The sequence below is a fragment of the Paractinoplanes brasiliensis genome (assembly GCF_004362215.1).
GTDB classification, from domain to species: domain Bacteria; phylum Actinomycetota; class Actinomycetes; order Mycobacteriales; family Micromonosporaceae; genus Actinoplanes; species Actinoplanes brasiliensis.
Window position 1 is genome coordinate 3,398,757 of record NZ_SNWR01000001.1, and the last position, 20,797, is coordinate 3,419,553.

The window sequence follows — 20,797 nt, forward strand, 5'->3', positions numbered from 1 at the left end:
GTGGATATCCGCGCTCTGGGCGAGAACCTCGCCTTCAACCCCATGGATCCGAAGGATCTGCTGCACACCTTCGGCCTCATCGGGGTCTGGGTGATCATGTTCGCGGAGACGGGCCTGCTGGTCGGGTTCTTCTTCCCGGGCGACTCGCTGCTGTTCCTCGCCGGGGTCGCCGCCTCCCCGGTGGCCGACTCGATCTTCGGCGAGGGCACCCAGCTCTCGTACGTGGGCCTGCTGATCGGCGCCCCGATCTGCGCGATCATGGGCGCCCAGCTCGGCCACTGGCTGGGAGCGCGTTACGGCACGCGCATGTTCGACAAGCCGGAGTCGAAGCTCTTCAAGAAGGAGTACGTCGAGAAGGCGGAGTACTACTTCCAGAAGTTCGGCCCGGCCAAGGCGGTGGTGCTGGCGCGCTTCATCCCGATCGTGCGCACGTTCCTCAACCCGGTGGCGGGCACACTCGGCATGCCGGCCAAGACGTTCTTCCTGTGGAACGTGGTCGGCGCGATCCTGTGGACCGACGGCATCATCATCGTCGGGCACGCGCTGGCGCAGCAGATCTACGACGCCATCGGCGACCACATCGACCGGTACATCCTGCCGGTGGTGGCGCTGATCGTGCTCATCTCGCTGCTGCCGATCATCATCGAGGTGCTGCGTGAGCGACGTCACAAGAAGAAGGCCGGACCGTCCGCGCCGCCGGAGCCGTCCGCCGCGATCGGCGTCGTGGCCGCAGCAAGCATCGCCGGCCTGGTCGAGGCCGCCCGCCACGAGGACGAGGACGACGACCGCACCCCCCGCTCCCACCGCCGCTCCTGACCCAGAGCCCACCCACGCACAACGCCCGGCGACCCCTCTGCGGGGTGGCCGGGCGTCGGTGTTTGCGGGCCTGATCGGGCCCGTTGGTGGGGATGCAGGTCACGGTCCGGGCCGGGCCCGGGCCGGCCCGTTCGCTCGTGCCCGTCGGGGGCGGGGCAGCGAGCGGCCGGGCTGAGGTCAGACTGTGACGGCGCTGGAGCCGTACAAGCGGTCGAGGAACTCCTCGGGGCAGTCACGGAGGTTTTCCAGGCGGCCCGCGGCGAGCGCCCGGTAGGTGAGCTCCGCCGCTTCCTCGAGGTTGCGTGCGCGTTTGTGCGCGATCTCGATCGAGTCGCCCAGCACCACGCACCCGTGCTGACTCAGCACGAGACAGTCGGTGCCGTCGGCGGCCATCGCGGCTGTCAGCGCCGCCAGCTCGGTCGTCCCGGGCAACCGGAACGGAACTGTCGAGACCCGGCGCAGGTAGTACGCGTGGTCGGTGGTGACTATGCGAATGTGCTCACCCAGCGCATCGAGCAGCAGTGCGGTCTGCGGATGCAGGTGGATGACGGCGTTGACGTCGGGGCGCGCCCGATACAACGCCAGATGCAGCGCGAGTTCGCTGGTCGGTTCGATCGCGGGCGGCGGCACGTTGCCGACCGTCGCGGGCGAGCCGTCCGAGATCCGTACGGCGGCGAAAGTGGCCCGGCTCAACCGGCCCATCCACGAACCGCCGCCGGTGACCCAGATGGCGTCCTCGTCGGGGATGCGAGCGGAAAGGTTCCCGCCCGACCCGGCGACCAGGCCCGCCTGGACCACATCGAAACCCACGAACGCGAGCTGGTCGCGCAGATCGCCGTGGACGTAGTTCACCCGTTACTCCTGAAGGTCCTGGGGGTGGACTTGGAGGCGGAGAGGGTCTGCTGCCTGGCGTCACGCCCCACGTGATGCCGGTGACGCCAGGCGATTCCCTGCGGAGCGGTCAGCGCGCCTTCTTGGTGGCCCGCTTGCGAGGCGGGGTCAACAGGTCCGCGATGGTCGCGATTGCGGTGGGCACGAGGCGGTAGTACGCCCACACGCCCCTCTTCTCCCGCTCGAGCAGTCCGGCCTCGGTCAGGATCCGCAGGTGGTGACTCACCGTTGGCTGAGACAGCCCCAGGGGAGCCGTCAGGTCGCACACGCACGCCTCGCCGTCCGTTGCGGACTGAATGAGGCTGAGAAGCCGAAGCCGCGCCGGGTCGGCGAGGGCCTTGAGTACACCCGCCAGACGCTCGGCGTCGGCACGTTCAATTGGCTCGCCGGCCAGCGGCGAGATCTGAGGCATTGTCATTTCCGCCAACGCAGTTCCCACGATCTCCATCCTTCCACCAACTGCATCGATTCTCCTGCATGTGCGCAGGAACGAACCGGCTAACTTTCAGGCCGTAAGGCCGACGTCGATCACCGGGTCGGTCGGTCCGGAGTGGCCGGCTTCCCGAGCCCTCGAACCCACCGATACCGCCGTACCGACTTCGGTCTCTGCCTCCTGCAACGCCTCAGCCGCCGTCTGGTCGCTGCCCATCCGTGTCGAGGTCTCGCTCCCCGCCCCGGGAGTGAGACGCCCCACATTGTCAATTCCTCGATCTTTTTCGGACCGCTGATCCGTTTCGCCCGAAGCCCGCACCAGCCCTGACGACGTCATCGAACGGTCCCACGTGATCCCCTGGACCGGGCGGCCCGGCGCCAGAAGTTCACGACCCGATGAAAGCACGGCGCCACGCTGCGCGACGGACAATTCAGTGATGAATTTACGCAGGTCGTGGCGTGCTTGCATGTATCGAGCGTACTGGCTGGAACGAAACCGGAACCTTTCGCCCCGGCGGTGCGGAACGTAACTATTGACGCACAGCATTGGGTCGATCTAAAAACAAACCTTACAGATTTGGCGGTCCCTTTCGCCCGTTGCCGGGAACATCGATGCAGCTCAAAGCTCCTATGCCCCGCGTCACATGCCTGATGCCCGACAGATCACCCGGTCGAGGTGCTGAGAAGCTCCTGTGAATCATCGGATGCGACGTTTACCCATCCAGCGAAAAACCCCCTCCGACCGGCCACCGGCGCGCTATCCGGACAGCCGATAGAGGGACGTCTCCGGAGAACAAAGCTACCCGTTCGGGTGACCCATACCCATCAATGTGAGGGGTCACTCCATCAATGTGAGGGGGTAACTGGCCGGTAACAATCGGAGCCCCGCGTGTCCGGAACTCATCATCGGACCGCCGGCCTTGTCCGGACGTCGACACCCTACCCACTCAGCGGCGGGCCGCCCGACCCGACCGGCAGGGGTCGGCGGCCCGGCCTCAGCAGCCGCATAGTCCGGTCTGGAGGGCTTGCGCGGCGAGCTGTTGCAGGGGACGGACGGTCGTCGGATCGGATCCCTTGGAGTCGGCGTTTCCTCAGGGCGTGGGCGGCTTGGGCGTGCCGGCTCCCTGGTCGGCCTCACCAGACGTCGCCTCGCCGGCGGACGGCCGGACCTCGAAAGCCTCGCCCGCATCCGGCTGCTCGACCGCGGAGGGCGGCGTCGGCCCGGCCGGGAGGTCCGCTGCCTCCGCAGCGGGTCGGACCTGACCCGCTGCCGGCGTGGTCTGTGACGCCGCGGGGTCCGTCGTCGGCGCGGGCTGACCTGTGACGGGTACGACCCCTTCGGGCGGCGCAGGTGCTGCTGTGGGCACGGGCCGATCTGCGGCGGATGGCGGAACACCGGGCCCTTCCGGTGCCACGGGTGCTGCCGGCGGCGCGGGGGCGGACTGCGTGTTGGCGGGTGCGGGCGTCGGGCGGGCGTACGGGGAGTTCGGGTCGGCCGGTGGGTTCTGTGACGTCGTGGTGGTGTCCGGGTCCGGCGCGGCCGTGTCCGCATGGGTCTGCGGCCGGGCGTAGGGCGAGTCAGGGTCGGGCGGGGGCGTGGCCGGCATCGGCGGGGCCGCGGGGGCCTGCGACGCGAACGCCGCATCGGGGGCCTGGTCGGCAGGGCGGGCGTAGGGAGACGCGTCCGGGGCGGGCTGGGCGTAACCCGGGGCCGGGTATCCGGCGGGACCGTAGCCGGGGTAGGCCGCACCCGGATGACCGGAGGCCGGTTGCGGGTCCCAAGGATGCTGCGGGCCGGCCGGGTCCCACATCGGCTGGGCGCCGCCCGGCATTGCCGAGGCCGGCGCACCCGGGGGAAATACGGGCGGCAGGTGGCCCACAGACCCGGCACCCGGGTGCCCGGCCGGGTAACCGCCAGAGGCAGCGGCCGGGTAACCGGCGGGGGCGGCCGGGTAACCGACCGGTCGGCCGGGGCCGAAGGCGGGCAGGGAAGCTCCGAACGCCGGAGTCGCGGGCCTGCGGAAGAAGGCGCGCGGCGCGGTGAGGACGAGGATGCCGACCAGCGTGTACCCGAGGATCTGGGCCACCGCGAGAGCCGCGTTGGTGCCGATCCAGCCGCCCGGGTAGGCGTCGGAGAGCTGGGATCCCAGCGAGGACGGGTCCGCGTCGCCGCTTTGCTGGGCGGCGAGGGTCAGGACGGCCGCGCCGCCGCCGAGGATGCCGAGGACGCAGACGACCAGGGTGGTGATGCGGGCCGTGTTGCTGCCCCGGCGCAGCGAGAGACCGACCACGACGAACAGCGCGAAGGCGATGACCGCCAGGGCCAAGGCGACCGCGGCGCCCAGCCAGACCACGGCGACGTAGTACTCCGGGTCGGAGTTGTCGCCGAAGCGCTGGAACGCCTGCGGGTTGCCGGTGACGTCACGGAAGCGGTCGACGGTGCCGGGCACGATCGCCAGGGTCGCGATGGCGTACACCAGGCCGACGCCGGCCATCAGCCAGAGCAGGGCGGCCGCGAAGGCCACCGTGGGCGGCCGGCCCGCCGGGGAGGGCGGTGGCACGGTCGCGGCCGGCGGTGGCTGGACTGCTGGGTATGACATCGACGACTCCCCGCGGTGATCCGTTGCGCCCGAACCTACCCGGACGCAACGGATAGCGGGGTGCGAACCCGGTCAGGCCGGGTCGGTGGGCGGCTTGGGCGGCGGCTGCTCGCCCTCGGGAGGCGGCGGGGGCGTGGACGAGGGCGATCCGGGATAGGGCGGCAGCCCAGGCGCGGGCTGTCCCGGCTGCCCGTGCTGACCAGCACCGAAGCCAGGATCCGAGGGCGTCCCGGAACCAGGACCACCGGGGTAGGGAGGCTGCCCCGGATAAGGCTGCCCGGCGGGAGGCTGTCCGGGATAAGGCTGCCCTGGTGAGGGCTGTCCCGGATAGGGCCCCGGCGCCGGCGGATAGCCCGGCGCCTGCCCCGGGTAAGGCGGATAGGGCACCGACGGATCCCAGGCCGCCGCGGCCGCCGGCTTCCGGAAGAAGTCGTTCGCAGCCGGCAGCGCCAGCAGGATCACGGCGCCCAGGATCGCGAGCAACGCGACGACGGTCAGCGTGGTGGTGGCCGGCGTGAACCAGGAGGGCATGGCCTCCTCGATCCGCCGCTGCACCTCGTCCTGCGAGGGCGCCCCGGTTGTCGTGCCGCCGGCGTCCATGCTGCCCACCAGCGCCGTCCCGCCGAGGTTGATCCCCAGGCAGCAGAGCGAGATGCCGCCGATCACCCAGGTCACGATCCGCGACGCGTTCTTGCCGCGGGAGTCGAAGAACCCGAGCACGGCGAACCCGGCGCCGAGCAGCAGGTTGATCACCGCACCGCCGAGGAAGGCGATGCTCACGATCGACTCGGCCCCCTCGGCCTCCGTGCCCGCGTACACGTCACGGACGGCGTCGGTGAGGCTGCTCGCGATGGAGAAGGTCAGTATCGCGTTGATCACTTGGATCGCGGCCACCACGTACAGCAGGTAGGCCGCCACGGTCACGACGGTCGGGCGCGTTCTCGCGCTGTCGGCTGGGTAGCTCGGAAAGCTCACAATGCCCCCAAATCTTGATCCATTCACGGTATCGGGCGACCGCCAGATCCGCGACCGAGCCGCGGATCGGAGAGGTTTGTGGCAACATCGGACGACGATGCCCGATTTATCCGTAAATAGGTCGCTCGATCAGGGGGCGACACGGGTCGAACGTGGTCCCTACACTTCACCCGTGGCACCGACGCGGCAGCAAAGGCCTTCCGCGATGCCGCCTGCCCGCCTCACGAGTCGCCCGCCCGCCATCCGGGCCGAGGCAGACCGTTCGAGCCGGGCGAAAGTCCCGTTACGCCGGCCGCGTGACCACTCCGCGGCGGCCCCAGACCTGTTAAGGACCGGTGAGTCCCATGCCCCACGCCGACACTCTGACCGTCGTTCACCATGACGACACGAGGACCCGATTCACAGACGTCCGATATCAGCTCCACCGCGACGGCATCCGCATCTGGTCCGACAAGGGGGAGCAGGTCGTCACCGACGTCCTGATGACCCAGGCCTACCGGCAGAGGCCGGCCACAAGTTAATCCACACAACTGAAGACGCGAGGGGCCCCGGGCGATCGAAAGATCAAAACCCGGGGCCTTTTCCCGTACGGGGTCAGCCGCGCGAGACCCGCAGCCCTTCCTTGCTGCCGGCCAGGTCGACCACGACCCTGTCGCCGTCCCTGATCTCCCCGGCCAGCAGCGCCTTGGCCAGCGCGTCCCCGATGGTCGACTGCACCAGCCGCCGCAGCGGACGGGCGCCGTAGATCGGGTCGTACCCGTGCTCGCCCAGCCAGTCGATCGCCGTCCCGCTCACGTCGAGGGTGAGCCGGCGCTCGGCCAGCCGGGTCCGCAGCCGCCCGAGCTGGATGTCGACGATCGCGGCCAGGTCGTCGCGGGTCAGCGCGTGGAACACCACGATGTCGTCGAGCCGGTTGAGGAATTCGGGCTTGAAGTGCCCCCGTACGACGGCGAGCACCTCGTCCCGTCGTTCCTCGTCGCCCATCGTGATGTCGGCCGTCTGCGAGCCCAGGTTCGACGTGAGCACCAGGATCGCGTTGCGGAAGTCGACCGTACGGCCCTGCCCGTCGGTCAGGCGGCCGTCGTCGAGCACCTGCAGCAGCACGTCGAACACGTCGGGGTGGGCCTTCTCGACCTCGTCGAGCAGCACGACGCTGTACGGCCGGCGTCGCACCGCCTCGGTGAGCTGCCCACCCTCCTCGTAGCCGACGTAGCCGGGCGGGGCGCCGACGAGCCGCGCGACCGAATGCTTCTCGCCGTACTCACTCATGTCGATGCGAACCATGGCCCGCTCGTCGTCGAAGAGGAACCCGGCCAGCGCCTTGGCGAGTTCGGTCTTGCCGACGCCGGTGGGGCCGAGGAACAGGAAGCTGCCGGTCGGGCGGTCGGGGTCGGCGATCCCGGCCCGGGCTCGCCGCACCGCGCCCGCCACCGCGGCCACCGCCTCGGCCTGGCCGACGACCTTTTCGCGCAGGGATTCCTCCATCCGCAGCAGCTTGGCCGTCTCGCCCTCCATCATCCGGCCGGCCGGGATGCCGGTCCACGACGAGATCACCTCGGCGATGTCGTCGGCGCCGACCTCTTCCTTGACCATCGGCGGCTCGGCCGCAGCCTCCTCGTCGGCCGCGGAGGCGGTGCCGAGCTCCTGCTCGAGGGCGGGAATCTCCTGATACTGCAGGCGGGAGGCCTTTTCCCAGTCGGCGTCGCGCTGCGCCCGCTCCAGCTCGGCGCGCGTCTCGTCCAGCTGCTTCTTGAGTTCACCGACCCGGTTGAGGCCGCCGCGCTCGCGTTCCCATCGGGCGTTGAGGGCCGTGAGCTCCTCTTCCCGGTTGGCCAGGTCGAACTCCAGCCGGGTCAGCCGGTCGCGGGAGGCGGGGTCGGTCTCCTTCTCCAGCGCCAGCTTCTCGACGCGCATGCGGTCGACCTGGCGCTGCAGCTGGTCGAGCTCGACCGGCCGGGAGTCGATCTCCATGCGGAGACGGGACGCGGCCTCGTCGATCAGGTCGATCGCCTTGTCGGGCAGGAACCGGTCGCTGATGTACCGATCGGACAGCGAGGCCGCCGCGACCAGGGCGGCGTCGGTGATCTGCACCCGGTGGTGCGCCTCGTACCGCCCCTTGAGCCCGCGCAGGATGCCGATGGTGTCCTCCACCGTCGGCTCGCCGACCACGACCGGCTGGAAGCGCCGTTCGAGCGCCGGGTCCTTCTCGATGTGCTCTCGGTATTCGTCCAGGGTCGTGGCGCCGACCATGCGCAGCTCGCCGCGGGCCAGCATCGGCTTGAGCATGTTGCCGGCGTCCATCGACCCCTCGCCCTTGCCGGCGCCGACGACCGTGTGCAGCTCGTCGAGGAACGTGACGACCTGGCCGTTGGAGTTGCGGATCTCTTCGAGGACGCTCTTGAGCCGTTCCTCGAACTGGCCGCGGTACTGCGCGCCGGCCACCATCGCGCCCAGGTCGAGCGAGACGAGCTTCTTGTCCCGCAGGGTCTCGGGCACGTCCCCGGCCACGATGCGCTGGGCCAGGCCCTCGACGATGGCGGTCTTGCCGACGCCGGGCTCACCGATCAGCACGGGGTTGTTCTTCGTACGCCGGGACAGCACCTGCACGACGCGGCGGATCTCGGCGTCCCGGCCGATCACCGGGTCGATCTTGCCCTCGCGGGCCAGCGCGGTGAGGTCGACGCTGTACTTCTCGAGGGCCTTGTACGTCTGCTCGGGGTCGGCGTTGGTGACCCGTCGCTCGCCCCCGCGCACCTGCGGGAATGCGGCGACCAGGGCTTCCTCGGTGGCGCCGACGTCCTTGAGCGCACGGCCGACGGCGCCGCCGACGCGGGCGAGGCCGGCCAGCAGGTGCTCGGTCGAGATGTACTCGTCGCGCAGCGGCTGGGCGATGAGCTCGGCCTCGCCGATCGCGTTCACGAACTCGCGGGAGAGGCTGGGCTCGGCCGTGCTGGCGCCGCGTGCGGAGGGCAGCTGTTCGACGGAGCGGAGCGCGGCCCGGCGTACGTCGGCGGGGTTGGCCCCCACGGCGCGCAACAGGGCCGGGGCCGTGGAGCCGCCGGTGTCCAGCAACGAAAGCAACATGTGCCACGGCTCGACGGTGGCGTGACCGCGCCGCCCGGCGTCGGCGACCGCCCCCGTGATCACGTCGCGGCTCTTGGTGGTCAAGCGTTCGGCGTTCATCTGCTCCCCTGCTCGGAAGACTTGAGCGTACTCAACTCAACTCTATGCCCGCGGCGCCAGAGCGACAACGCAAGGGGGCGAACCAGCCGTGACGGTCGCCACGGACGCCTCTGAACAGCGGGAAGAGCGCCGTACCGTGGCGAATCATGGCCGTGAAACCCCCGGCGCACGACAGCATGTCGCGGCGTCTGCTTCCGCTCGCCCTGGTTTTCGTGGCGGTCGGGATCTCCACCTCCTTCGTCGGCCCTTACCTGGCTCTCTTCCTCAGCGACGCGGTGCACGCCGGCCCGGTCAAGACCACCGTGTTCCTCCTGGTCGCCCCGCTCTCCGGGGTCCTCATGTCGTGGCTGGTCGGCCGCCTGTCCGACCGCCGCCCGATCCGTCGCCGGCTGCTGATGGCGGGCGCGCTGGCCGGGTTCGCGGGCGCCGCGGCGACGGCCTTCGTTCGTGATTACTGGGTCCTGTTCGCGCTCACCGTCACGCTGACCGCCCTCGCCGGCATCCTCTTCCCGCAAGCTTTCGCGTACGCCCGTCAGGTGCTGCAGCAGGGCGACCCGAAACGGGCGGCGATGGGCATCAGCTCGCTGCGCACCCTGTTCTCGGTTGCCTGGGTGGCCGGCCCGCCCCTGGCCGCGCTTGTCCTGGCCGACTGGGGCTTCACCTACACGTACGGGCTGGCCGCGATCATGTACCTGGTCGTCGCGTTCCTCGTGCTGCGCTTCCTGCCCGAGGTGGGCCCGCCCGCCGCGCAGGTCCGGCACGTCGACCGGGCCCCCGCGCCCGAGGCCGGCCGCTTGACGATCATGCTGCTGGTCGCCGGTTTCACCGTCACGCAGACCGCGCAGGTGCTCGGCGTCCAGGCGATGCCGCTGTTCGTGAGCGACGACCTGGGCGGGTCGGTGCGCGACGCCGGCCTGATCCTGGGGCTCTGTGCCGCGATCGAGATCCCGCTGATGCTCGGCTTCGGCATGCTGTCGACCCGATTCCCCGTACGCGGGTTGATCGTGTTCGGCGTGGTCTGCGCGATCGCGTACCAGGCGACCGCGACGCTGGCCGGCTCGGTCTGGGTGCTGGCCGCGGCCCAGGTGCTCAACGCCGCCTTCATCGCGGCCGTCGGCGGGCTCGCCATCTCGTACATGCAGGATCTGCTGCCGGCCCACCCTGGACGAGCCACCACGATGATCACCAACACGTTCCCGATCGGCCAGGTCCTCGCCGCTCCGGCGTTCGGCCTGGCCCAGCATTTCGGCTTCCGGCTCGCGTACGGGCTGAATCTGGCTCTCTGCGTGCTCGGCCTCGCGCTGATCCTGTTCGCCCGGCCCCGCCCCCGGATCGCCCCGGAAGTGCCGGAGACCGCGCTACTGCGTGGACGCGTGTGACGGCTGGGCTACGGTGGTGATCGTGCGTGTACGAGTGGAACAGACTCCGCTGCCGGGTATCGGCGTCCGCCATGACCTGGTCACCTCCTCGGGCCGTACGGTCGGCGTCGTCTCGCACCGCAACGGCCGCCGTGATCTGGTGCTCTACGACGTCGACGACCCCGACGCGTGCCTGGCGTCGATCCCGCTGACCGACGACGAGGCCGAGGCGCTGGCCGACGTGCTCGGCGCCTCGCTCATGCTGGGCCAGCTCGCCGGGCTCCGGCAGCAGGCGTCCGGCCTGCTCACCGAGCAGATCGCCCTGCCCGCGGGCTCGCCGTTCGTGCGCCGCAAGCTGGGCGACACCCGCGCCCGTACGCGCACCGGCGCCTCGATCGTGGCGGTGATGCGCGACCGTGAGGTGATCGCGTCACCCGGGCCCGACTTCGTCTTCGAGGCGAACGACGTCGTGGTCGCGGTCGGCACCCGCTCGGGCCTGGACGGCGTCACCGCCATCCTCGCCGGCGACGACGACGACTGATGCATGGAACGACGCTCCTCCTGATCGAGGTCGGCGCCCTGCTCTTCGCCCTCGGCATGCTCGGCCGGCTCGGCCGCAGCATCGGGCTCTCCCCCATCCCGCTCTATCTGCTCGCGGGTCTCGCCTTCGGTCACGGCGGCCTGGTGCCGCTGTCGGCGAGCGAGGAGTTCATCGAGATCGGCGCCTCCATGGGCGTCATTCTGCTGCTGGTCATGCTCGGCCTGGAGTACTCGGCCGGGGAGCTGATCAGCAACCTGCGCGCGGCCGCCCCCGCCGGGTTGATGGACGCGCTGTTCAACGCCCTGCCCGGCGCCGCGTTCGCGTTCCTGCTGGGCTGGGACTGGCGGGCGGCCCTGGTGCTGGCCGGCATCACCTGGGTCTCGTCCTCGGGCGTGATCGCCAAGGTCCTCGGCGACCTGGGCCGGCTGGGCAACCGCGAGACCCCCGTGATCCTCTCGGTGCTGGTCATCGAGGACCTCGCGATGGCGTTCTACCTGCCCCTGGTCACCGCCGTGCTGGCCGGGGCGGGATTGATCGGCGGGGCGAAGGCTCTGGCCGTCGCGGTGATCACCGTGCTCGCCGTCCTGGTCGTCGCGATCCGCTACGGCCGGCAGATCAGCGCCCTGATCTCGGCCCGTGACGCCGAAGCGCTGCTGCTCGGGGTGTTCGGCCTGACCCTGTTCGTGGCCGGGGTGGCCGAGGAGCTGAACGTCTCGGCCGCTGTCGGGGCGTTCCTGGTCGGCATCGCGATCTCGGGCCCGGTTGCGCATCACGCCACCGAGATGTTGTCGCCGCTGCGTGACCTGTTCGCCGCGGTCTTCTTCGTCTTCTTCGGCCTCTCGACCAATCCGGCCGACATGCCGCCGGTGCTGTTGCCGGCGCTGGGGCTGGCCGTGATCACGATGCTGACCAAGGTGCTGACCGGTTATCTGGCCGCCAAGCGGGTGGGCATCGCGCTGCCCGGCCGGCTGCGCGCGGGTCTGGCCCTGATGCCTCGCGGAGAGTTCTCGATCGTCATCGCCGGGCTGGCCGTCGCGTCGGGGGTCGAACCGCGGCTCGCTCCGCTTGCGACGGCGTACGTGTTGATCACCGTGGTGTCCGGGCCGTTGCTCGCCCGGTTGCCCGATTACGAGTGGTTCAAGACCTTCATCCGCAGGTGGCGGCAGCCGTCAACGCCCGCCGTACGGCCCCTGACGGCCGAGGACTGATCCCCAGGCTGCATTAAGCTACTGACCAGTATCTGATTGTGAGCCCTTGACACTTTCGCAGGACATCAACTTCGCGCTACCGTTCCCTCCCGACAACTGACTGTTATCAGACTTTCTCGGGCGGCGACGTGGCAGTGCGTGAGTCGACTTTTTACGGGTTCGCAAATCCGGTCGATCCTCGGCCGGAGGAGCTACAGGCGTGGGCCTATCACCCCGAGGCAGTTCCGTTGAGCAGCATGCCCCCCGACTGGGACCTGCTGATCTCCGGCGACGTCCTCGCGCCCACCCTCTTCGAGCTGGCCATGGACAGGCAGTGTCCGGCCCGCCGCTTCGCGCAGCACTGCATGTACATCTACGCCGCCGACGGCGTCCGGCAGAACGCGTCCGGCCAGCGCAAACGCCGGCTCAGGAAGTTCGTCGAGCGGGCCGAGGAAGTCGGTGACGAGCCGATGTCGATCTGGGCGCACAACTGCCGCGTGCTGATGAGCCGGCCCGAGATCTTCGAGTACTCGGACTGGATCGAGGGCGGGCTGGTGCGGCACCCCCGGCGGCTCGGACTGTTCAACCGGCGCTGACCCGCGGCGAAAACGGCCCCGCTCGGCGGGGCCGTTTCCTTTATCTCTCGGACGACCGTCTGGGGCGCCAGACGACAAGTGCTGTCGAGGGGCGCTCCTGGCGCACAAGGTCACGTCCGCCGTACGGGTTCTCCAGCTGGGCGATCCGGGTGTAGGCGTCGTTCAGGTCGTGCTCGAGCTCGGCCACCCGCTGCTGCAGGTCGGCGACCAGTTGCTCGAGTCCGATGATGCGTTTGATGCCGGCCAGGTTGACGCCGTCCTCCTGGCTGAGTCTCTGCACCTCACGCAGCAACGCGACGTCCCGCTCGCTGTACCGGCGACCACCGCCGCCGGCCCGTCCCGGCTGCACCAGCCCGAGACGGTCATACTGCCGGAGGGTCTGCGGGTGCATCCCGGCCAGCCGAGCCGCCACCGAGATGATCAGGACCTTGGCGTCGGAGGTCTGCTCGACCGAGAAGCTGATCTCCTCATGCATAATCCACCTCCTCGTCCCCGACCTAACTGTTCCGGCGCACCCGAGCCTCGAGCCGTTCCCGCCCGGCGGGCGGGGTCAGCTTGGCGAACCGCTCCAGCGCGTCCCGGGCCTCCCCCGTGACACCTCCCGGCACCTGCACGTCGACCGTGACGATCAGGTCTCCGGGTGGTCCGTTCTTGCGCATGATGCCCTTGCCGCGCGCCCGTAGCTTGCGGCCGCTCGGCGTGCCCGGCGGCACCCTCAGGGTGACCGGGCCGTCCAGCGTCGGCACGCGCAGATCCGTGCCGAGCACAGCCTCGGCAATGGTGACCGGCACCACCAGGGTCAGATCATCGCCCGTACGCCCGAACAACTCGTCCGGTCGCACACTGACCTGCACGTACAGGTCGCCGGCGGGCCCGCCCCGATCGCCCGGCTCGCCGCGGCCGCTGAGCCGGATGCGCTGGCCGTCGGCGACCCCGGCCGGGAACCGGACGTTGATCGTGCGGTTCTTGGTGACTCCGCCCGTGCCGCGGCACTCCGGGCACTTCTGGTCGACGATCGTGCCCGCGCCCTGGCAGTCGCGGCACGGCTCCGAGAAGCTGAACGACCCCTGGTTGCGCGAGATCAGACCGCTGCCCGCGCACTGCGGGCAGGTCCGCGGCGAGGTGCCCGGTTTGGCGCCGTTGCCGTGACAGGTCTCGCACTCGCCGGCCGAGCGCAGCGTGAGGGGCAACGTCGTGCCCTTCACGGCCTGCGCGAAGTCGAGCGTCACCTCGGTCTCGACATCCCGGCCGCGGCGGGGACCGCCACGGCGTGCGGCGCCGCCTCCAGGGCCGCCGCCCGAGAATATCGAGCTGAAGATGTCCGAGAAGCCGGCGCCGCCGAAGCGCCGGTCGCCGGCGCCGCCCCCGGCCGCCCCGGCGCCGCTGAACCCGCCGAACAGGTCGGACGGGTCGAACTGCGCGCCGCCACCGGACCGTGCGCCGCGACGGAAGGCGCCCGAGCCGAACAGCGAACGCATCTCGTCGTACTCTTTGCGCTTCTTGTCGTCCGAGAGCACGTCGTACGCCTCGGAGGCGGCCTTGAACTTCTCTTCCGCCTCCTTGTTGCCCGGGTTGCGGTCCGGGTGCAGATCACGGGCGAGCTTCCGGTACGCCTTCTTGATCTCGTCGGTCGGAGCGGACTTGGGCACGCCGAGAACGGCATAGAAGTCCTTTTCGAGCCAGTCCTTCGAGCTCATCCCGCCTCCCCCCTCCTGCGGCAGGTCCCGCCCGCCGCAGAGCGGCAGGCGGGACGAACGTGTGAGATCACTCCGGGTCGGCCACCGCGACCATGGCCGGTCGCAGCAGTCGCTCGCCCAGGCTGTAGCCGCGGCGCATGACCTCGACGCAGGTCGGCTCGGTGACGTCCGCGGACGTCTGGTGAGCGACCGCCTCGTGGCGGTTGGGGTCGAACGGGTCGCCCTTCTCGCCGAAGGCCACCAGGCCCAGCTTGCCGGTCACCGTGGTCAGTGACTCGGCCACCGAGGCGAACGGCCCGACCAGGTCGCCGTGCTCGCGAGCCCGGTCGATGTCGTCGAGCACCGGCAGCAGCGAGGTGAGCACCGCGCCGGTGGTCTGCTCGGCCGCCGCGCCCCGGTCGCGGTCGACCCGCTTGCGGTAGTTGGCGTACTCGGCGGTGACCCGTTGCAGGTCGTGGGTCCGCTCCTCGAGCTCGGTCCGCAGCGCCTCGAGTTCGGCGCCCAGGGCCGGCTTCGGCTCCTCGGGCTTCTCAGCGTCGTCGGCGGTCACAGTCGCCTCGTCCTCGGGCTCGTCCTCGGGCTCGGCCGCGCGGTGTGCGCCGACCGTGGCCTTGCCCTTGGCCGTGGGGGCCTTGGACTCGGCCTTCGCATCGATCTTGCGACGGTCCCGGATGACGACCCGCTCGGTCGCCCGACCGTCGTTCTCGTCGTCCGTGGCGGTCACTTCTTGTCGTCCTCCACGATCTCGGCGTCGACGACGTCGTCGGCGCCACCCGCGGTCGGGCCGGCGTTCGAGGCGCCGGCAGCGCCGGCCGCACCGGTCCCACCAGCGGCGCCGGGAGCAGCCTGCGGGCCGTCGGCGCCAGGAGCAGCCTGCGGGGCCTCACCCTGCGAGTACAGCAGCGAACCGGCCTCCTGCGAAACCTGCGACAGACGCTCGTGGGCGGACTTGATCTTTTCGATGTCCGTGCCACCGAGCGCGCCCCGCAGCTCGCCCAGCGCCTCGCCGATCTTGTTCTTGCTGTCCTCGGGCAGCTTGTCGCCGCTCTCGGCCAGGAACTTCTCGGTCTGCCACTGCAGCTGCTCGGCCAGGTTGCGGGTCTCGGCCTCTTCCTTGCGCTTCTTGTCGTCGTCCGCGTGGTCCTGGGCGTCGCGCATCATGCGCTCGATGTCTTCCTTCGGCAGCGCGGAGCCACCGGTGATCGTCATCTTCTGCTCCTTGCCCGTGCCCAGGTCCTTGGCGGACACGTGCACGATGCCGTTCGCGTCGATGTCGAAGGAGACCTCGATCTGCGGGACGCCGCGCGGCGCGGGCGCGATGCCACTGAGCTCGAAGGTGCCGAGCTTCTTGTTGTACGCCGCCATCTCGCGCTCGCCCTGGAAGACCTGGATCAGCACGGAGGGCTGGTTGTCCTCGGCGGTCGTGTAGACCTCGGAGCGGTGCGCCGGGATGGTGGTGTTGCGCTCCACCAGCTTGTGCATGATGCCGCCCTTGGTCTCGATGCCCAGCGAGAGCGGGGTGACATCGAGCAGCAGGACGTCCTTGACCTCGCCCTTGAGCACGCCGGCCTGCAGGGCGGCGCCGACGGCGACGACCTCGTCCGGGTTGACGCCCTTGTTCGGCTCGCGGCCGATCATGCTCTTGACCAGGTCGGCCACGGCCGGCATGCGGGTCGAGCCACCGACCAGGATGACGTGGTCGACGTCGGACAGCTTGACGTCGGCGTCCTTGATCGCGGACTCGAACGGGCCCTTGCAGCGGTCGAGCAGGTCCTGCGTCATGCGCTGGAACTCGGCACGGCTCAGCGACATGTCGAGGTGCAGCGGGCCGTCCGGGCCGGCCGTGATGTACGGCAGGTTGATGCTGGTGGTGGTGGCGGCGGACAGCTCGATCTTCGCCTTCTCGGCGGCCTCGCGCAGACGCTGCAGGGCCATCTTGTCCGAGCCCAGGTCGATGCCGTGCTCGCCGCGGAACGTCTTGACCAGGTGGTCGATGATCCGCTGGTCCCAGTCGTCGCCACCCAGGTGGTTGTCACCAGAGGTCGACTTCACCTCGATGACGCCGTCGCCCAGCTCGAGCAGCGAGACGTCGAAGGTGCCGCCGCCGAGGTCGAAGACCAGGACGGTCTGCTCCTTGGAGCCCTTGTCGAGCCCGTACGCCAGGGCGGCGGCGGTGGGCTCGTTGACGATCCGCAGGACGTTGAGGCCGGCGATCTCGCCCGCCTCCTTGGTGGCCTGGCGCTGGGCGTCGTTGAAGTAGGCCGGGACGGTGATGACCGCGTCCGTGACCGTCTCACCGAGGTACGCCTCGGAGTCGCGCTTCAGCTTCATCAGGACCCGCGCCGAGATCTCCTGCGGGGTGTACTTCTTGCTGTCGATGTCGATCGACCAGTTGGTGCCGACCTCGCGCTTGACCGAGCGGATGGTCCGGTCGGGGTTGGTCACCGCCTGACGCTTGGCGACCTCGCCGACGAGCACCTCACCGTTGCGGGCGAAGGCGACGATGGACGGGGTCGTCCGGGAGCCCTCCGCGTTGGCGATGACGGTGGGCTCGCCTCCTTCCAGAACGCTGACGCAGGAGTTCGTGGTGCCGAGGTCGATGCCGACCGCACGTGCCATGGTTGGTTCCTCGCTTCGGGGTTGCTCAGTGAAGGTTGAGTGCAACGGACTCAATGATGCCACGGGCGCGCACATCGTCAAGTCGAAGTTGAGTCTCCTCGACGCAACTGCCAGGCAGCTCACAGCCCCGCCCGCAGTTCGGTAGATACCTGTCCGGTCACGGCATACCGGCCGCTGTTGTCCCGGATGCATAGATCGGGCACTCTTTACCCGTGACGACGCACGGTGACGCGGTCGGTCCGTCGGCCCTGTCCGCCGCACCCGCCGCCACGCAAGAGCCCGCCTCCGCCCCGGCTGGCTCGGCGGAGGAGAAAGCGCAGGTCAGCGTGATGGCCGCCGATTCAGCAGACCGCTTCGAGGGTACTGAATCCAGCGTGCCCCGCCCACCTCAGGACATCGAGCCCGGAAAAACGGAGACGGCCGACGCCCGTCCCGCCGACCTGGGCGAGGCCGACGCGCGCAAGGCCACCGAGGCGCCCCCGGCGATCAGCCGGCTCGCCGAGGCCCTCAGCGCGCTCCGCTCGGCGATCGGCGGCACGGCGTACCCCCTGGTCATGCCGTCGGCCGAGGAGGCTCAGCGGGTCGGCGCGGCGCTCACCACCCAGCTCGACGACTACCTGCTGCCCCGGCTGGCCCGGCTCGACGCCCCGCTGCTGGTGGTCGTCGGCGGTTCCACCGGCGCCGGCAAGTCGACATTGGTCAACAGCCTCGTCCGCGCCCCCGTCAGCACGGCCGGGGTGCTGCGCCCGACCACACGATCGCCGGTGCTGGTCAGCAACCCCGCCGACCTGCCCTGGTTCCAGCAGGGTCAGCTGCTGCCCGGGCTGGTACGCACCCGCGAGCCCAGCAACGACGCCGGCGCGCTCCAACTCGTCTCCGCGCCCGCGCTCGGCGCCGGGCTGGCCTTCCTCGACGCGCCCGACATCGACTCGGTGGTCGACCGCAACCGCAAGCTCGCCGCGCAACTGCTGGCGGCGGCCGACCTGTGGCTGTTCGTCACCACCGCCGCCCGGTACGCCGACGCCGTGCCCTGGGAACTGCTCACCACGGCCCGCCTGCGCGGCACGGTGATCGCCCTGGTGCTCGACCGGGTCCCGGCCGAGGCCGCCCCCGAGATCGCCACCCACCTGCAGGACATGCTCAACGTCCGCGACCTGGGCGCGGCCCCGCTGTTCGTGCTGCCCGAGACCAGGCTCGACGGCCAGGGCCTGATCAGCGAGGACGTGATCCGCCCGCTGCAGGACTGGTTCGGCCGGCTCGCCGCCGACTCCCACGCGCGCTCGGCGGTGGTGCGTCAGACGCTGGACGGCGCGCTCGCCTCGCTCGGGCCGGCCGTCGAGGGGTTGGCCGACGCGGCCGACGAGCAGGCCCGCGCGGCCAAGGCGCTGGGCGACAGGGTCACCGCGGCTTATCGCACCGGACGCCAGACGATGGCCGACGGGCTGCGCGACGGCCGCCTGCTGCGGGGCGAGGTGCTCGCCCGCTGGCAGGAGTTCGTCGGCACCGGCGAGTTCCTGAAAACCCTGGAGAGCAAGGTCGGCCAGATCCGCGACCGGTTCGTGGCCGCGCTCACCGGGCGGCCGGCGCCGGGGCGCAACCTGCAGATGGCGCTCGAGTCCCAGCTGGTCACGCTGCTGCGCGGCATCGCGGCGGACGCGGCCGAACAGGCGTACTCGGCCTGGCAGGCCCACCCGGCGGGGGCGGCTCTGCTCGACGCCGGGCTGCAACGCCCCGCCGCCGACCTGCCCGAGCGGGCCGATCGCCTGGTGCGCGACTGGCAGCAGTGGGTGCTCGGCCTGGTGCGGGCCGAGGGAGCCGACAAGAGGGTGGTGGCACGCGGGGCGGCGTACGCGGTCAACGGGGCCGGCCTGGCCGTGATGATCGCCGTGTTCACCTCGACCGCCTTCATCCCGACCGGGCTCGAGGTCGCCGCGGGCGCCGGCAGCGCGGTCGCCGCTCAGAAGGTGCTCGAGGCGATCTTCGGAGACCAGGCCATCCGTACGCTCGCCACCCAGGCCCGCGAGGATCTGCTGCTCCGCACGGACAAGCTGCTCGACGAGGAGGCCGCGCGTTTCACCGACCGGCTCGCCGCCGTCGGCCTGGACGCCGAACCGGGGGCCCGCCTGCGACAGGCCGCCGCCGATGTGGAGACTGCCCGTACCGAACTGGCGTTGACGGGGAGCGCATGAGCCTGGTGAAAGACGTTCGCGACGACAAGCGGGTCGACTCCGAGCGGCTGGTGCAGCGGCTCGAGGCACTGAGCCGTTTCCTGCGCCTGGTCGACCCGCATCTGCCGGACAACGACCTGGTGGCCGCGCACACGCTCGTCGAGCGGGCCGGCAACCGGCTGGCGCTCTCGCGTGACCACACCGTCGTCGCGCTCGCCGGCAGCACCGGCAGTGGCAAGTCCAGCCTGTTCAACGCGCTGGCCCGGCTCAAGCTGTCGCCGGTCGGCGTGCGGCGGCCGACCACCGGCGTCGCTCACGCCTGTGTCTGGGGCCCCCTCGAACCGGCCAACAAGCTGCTCGACTGGGTCGGCGTGCTCCCGCGGCACAGGTTCATCCGCGAGAGCGCGCTCGACGGCGACGACGAGGCCTCGCTGCGCGGGCTGGTGCTGCTCGACCTGCCCGACTTCGACTCGGTCGAACGTGGGCACCGCCTCGAGGTCGACCGCCTGCTCGGCCTGGTCGACCTGATCGTCTGGGTGGTCGACCCGCAGAAATACGGCGACCGGATCCTGCACCAGGCCTACCTGTCGCAGTTCCGCTCGCACGCCGCGGTCACCGTCGTCGTGCTCAACCAGGCCGACCGGCTGTCCACCCAGGACACCGAGCTGGTGCTGAACGATCTGAAGCGCCTGCTCACCGAGGACGGGCTGGACGAGGCGCCGGTGCTGGCCACGTCGGCCAAACAGCCCGGCATGCTGGCCGAGCTGCGCGGGTCGCTCGAGACCACGGTGGCCGAGCGGCAGGCCGCGCTGCGCCGGGTTGCCGGCGACGTCGAGACCGTGAGCGAGCCGCTGACCGCCATGATCGGCCCGCCCGCGGCCGAGGACGAGGTCGACCGGGCCACCGTCCGCCAGCTGACCGACGCGCTCGCCGTCTCGGCCGGGGTCGGCGCGGTCTCCGACGCCACCGCGGCGGCCTATCGGCACAGGGCCGCGGCCGCCACCGGCTGGCCCCTGACCCGTGGCCTGCGCCGCCTGCGTCCCGACCCGTTGCGCCGGCTGCACTTGTCGGACAAACCCGCCGAGAAAGTTGCCGACGACGACGCCCCGCGCGTGCCGTCGACCGAGCTCGTGCCGCGCACGTCGCTGCCCGAGGCCGACGCCGCGCAGCGGTCCGCGGTCAGCCTGGCCGTACGGGCCGTCTCCGACCGGGCCGCCGCTCCGCTGCCCGAGGTGTGGAAGCCCGCCCTGACCAACGCCGCCCGCTCCCGGGCAGCCGACCTGTCCGACGCGCTCGACCGCGCGATCGGCACGACCGACCTCGGTGTGGCCAGGACGCCGCTGTGGTGGCGGGTGGCCGGGGCGCTGCACTGGTTGTTCCTGGCGGCCGCGGTCTTCGGCCTGGGCTGGCTGATCCTGGGCTACGCCCTCCGGGCACTCGGACTGCCCGAAATGGACGATCCGCAGATCGGCGTGATGCCGCTGCCGACCGCGCTGATGCTCGGCGGCCTGCTCCTCGGGGTGCTGTTGTGGCTGCTCCTGCGCCCGGCAGTGGAGTGGGGCGCCCGGCGCGCCCGGCGCCGGGCCGAGCAGCGCCTGCGGGCCTCGGTGACCGAGGTCGGGCGGGAATACGTGGTCGCCCCGGTGCGCGAGGTGCTGAACTCGTACGCACAGGCGCGTGAAGCTCTGACCGCCGTGCGTTCGTAGTAGTCCCAGCACGCACCGTGGCGGGTAG

General features: G+C 70.7%; 17 protein-coding genes. 7 read left to right on the forward strand and 10 right to left on the reverse strand.

The annotated features are described in order from the left end of the window. Positions 1-816: a DedA family protein gene (locus tag C8E87_RS15210; RefSeq protein ID WP_239080645.1), complete on the forward strand. Its 816-nt coding sequence runs from the start codon at positions 1-3 to the stop codon at positions 814-816. Between the two features lie 177 nt (positions 817-993). On the opposite strand, the gene C8E87_RS15215 is transcribed toward C8E87_RS15210, so the two are convergent. From C8E87_RS15215 to clpB, 6 genes are all read right to left on the reverse strand, one after another. Continuing rightward, positions 994-1,668: a class II aldolase/adducin family protein gene (locus C8E87_RS15215; protein WP_133873707.1), complete on the reverse strand. Its 675-nt coding sequence runs from the start codon at positions 1,666-1,668 to the stop codon at positions 994-996. A gap of 109 nt (positions 1,669-1,777) precedes the next feature. Next, positions 1,778-2,155: an ArsR/SmtB family transcription factor gene (locus tag C8E87_RS15220; RefSeq protein WP_014440216.1), complete on the reverse strand. Its 378-nt coding sequence runs from the start codon at positions 2,153-2,155 to the stop codon at positions 1,778-1,780. Between the two features lie 57 nt (positions 2,156-2,212). Further along, a complete protein-coding gene (locus C8E87_RS15225; RefSeq protein ID WP_133873708.1) occupies positions 2,213-2,608 on the reverse strand; it encodes a hypothetical protein in 396 nt (131 codons plus the stop codon). A gap of 622 nt (positions 2,609-3,230) precedes the next feature. Continuing rightward, complete coding sequence (locus tag C8E87_RS15230) at positions 3,231-4,739, reverse strand: hypothetical protein (protein WP_133873709.1); 1,509 nt, start codon at positions 4,737-4,739, stop codon at positions 3,231-3,233. A gap of 72 nt (positions 4,740-4,811) precedes the next feature. Next, entirely contained in the window at positions 4,812-5,657 is an 846-nt protein-coding gene (locus tag C8E87_RS44585; protein ID WP_203720973.1) for a hypothetical protein, read from the reverse strand. Between the two features lie 651 nt (positions 5,658-6,308). After that, positions 6,309-8,897: an ATP-dependent chaperone ClpB gene (gene clpB, locus C8E87_RS15240; protein WP_133873710.1), complete on the reverse strand. Its 2,589-nt coding sequence runs from the start codon at positions 8,895-8,897 to the stop codon at positions 6,309-6,311. 146 nt (positions 8,898-9,043) lie between these two features. On the opposite strand from clpB, the gene C8E87_RS15245 reads away from it, so the two are divergent. The 4 genes from C8E87_RS15245 (at position 9,044) to C8E87_RS15260 (ending at position 12,579) form a co-directional block, all read left to right on the forward strand. Beyond that, the gene (locus tag C8E87_RS15245; RefSeq protein ID WP_133873711.1) at positions 9,044-10,276 is read left to right on the forward strand and encodes a sugar efflux transporter; all 1,233 of its coding nucleotides are present in this window, start codon (positions 9,044-9,046) and stop codon (positions 10,274-10,276) included. Between the two features lie 22 nt (positions 10,277-10,298). Further along, a complete protein-coding gene (locus C8E87_RS15250) occupies positions 10,299-10,796 on the forward strand; it encodes a cation:proton antiporter regulatory subunit (protein WP_133873712.1) in 498 nt (165 codons plus the stop codon). Next, on the forward strand, positions 10,796-12,004 hold the full coding sequence (locus C8E87_RS15255) for a cation:proton antiporter (protein ID WP_133873713.1): 1,209 nt from the start codon (positions 10,796-10,798) through the stop codon (positions 12,002-12,004). Before C8E87_RS15250 ends, C8E87_RS15255 begins: the two co-directional genes overlap by 1 nt. A 128-nt stretch (positions 12,005-12,132) precedes the next feature. After that, positions 12,133-12,579 (forward strand): hypothetical protein, encoded by a 447-nt coding sequence (locus tag C8E87_RS15260; RefSeq protein WP_133873714.1) that lies wholly within the window; start codon positions 12,133-12,135, stop codon positions 12,577-12,579. 40 nt (positions 12,580-12,619) lie between these two features. Here C8E87_RS15260 and C8E87_RS15265 read toward each other — a convergent pair whose 3' ends face one another. The 4 genes from C8E87_RS15265 to dnaK form a co-directional block, all read right to left on the reverse strand. Then, entirely contained in the window at positions 12,620-13,054 is a 435-nt protein-coding gene (locus C8E87_RS15265) for a heat shock protein transcriptional repressor HspR (protein ID WP_133873715.1), read from the reverse strand. 22 nt (positions 13,055-13,076) lie between these two features. After that, on the reverse strand, positions 13,077-14,276 hold the full coding sequence (gene dnaJ / locus C8E87_RS15270) for a molecular chaperone DnaJ (protein WP_133873716.1): 1,200 nt from the start codon (positions 14,274-14,276) through the stop codon (positions 13,077-13,079). A gap of 67 nt (positions 14,277-14,343) precedes the next feature. After that, entirely contained in the window at positions 14,344-15,000 is a 657-nt protein-coding gene (gene grpE / locus C8E87_RS15275) for a nucleotide exchange factor GrpE (protein WP_133873717.1), read from the reverse strand. Beyond that, positions 14,997-16,895 (reverse strand): molecular chaperone DnaK, encoded by a 1,899-nt coding sequence (gene dnaK / locus C8E87_RS15280; protein WP_133873718.1) that lies wholly within the window; start codon positions 16,893-16,895, stop codon positions 14,997-14,999. The genes grpE and dnaK overlap by 4 nt, the downstream gene beginning before the upstream one ends. 554 nt (positions 16,896-17,449) lie before the next feature. Between dnaK and C8E87_RS15285 the strand changes: the two genes are divergently transcribed. Next, on the forward strand, positions 17,450-19,084 hold the full coding sequence (locus C8E87_RS15285) for a GTPase domain-containing protein (protein ID WP_239080653.1): 1,635 nt from the start codon (positions 17,450-17,452) through the stop codon (positions 19,082-19,084). Next, positions 19,081-20,769 (forward strand): GTPase, encoded by a 1,689-nt coding sequence (locus tag C8E87_RS15290; protein WP_133873719.1) that lies wholly within the window; start codon positions 19,081-19,083, stop codon positions 20,767-20,769. Before C8E87_RS15285 ends, C8E87_RS15290 begins: the two co-directional genes overlap by 4 nt. Positions 20,770-20,797 lie beyond the last annotated feature (28 nt).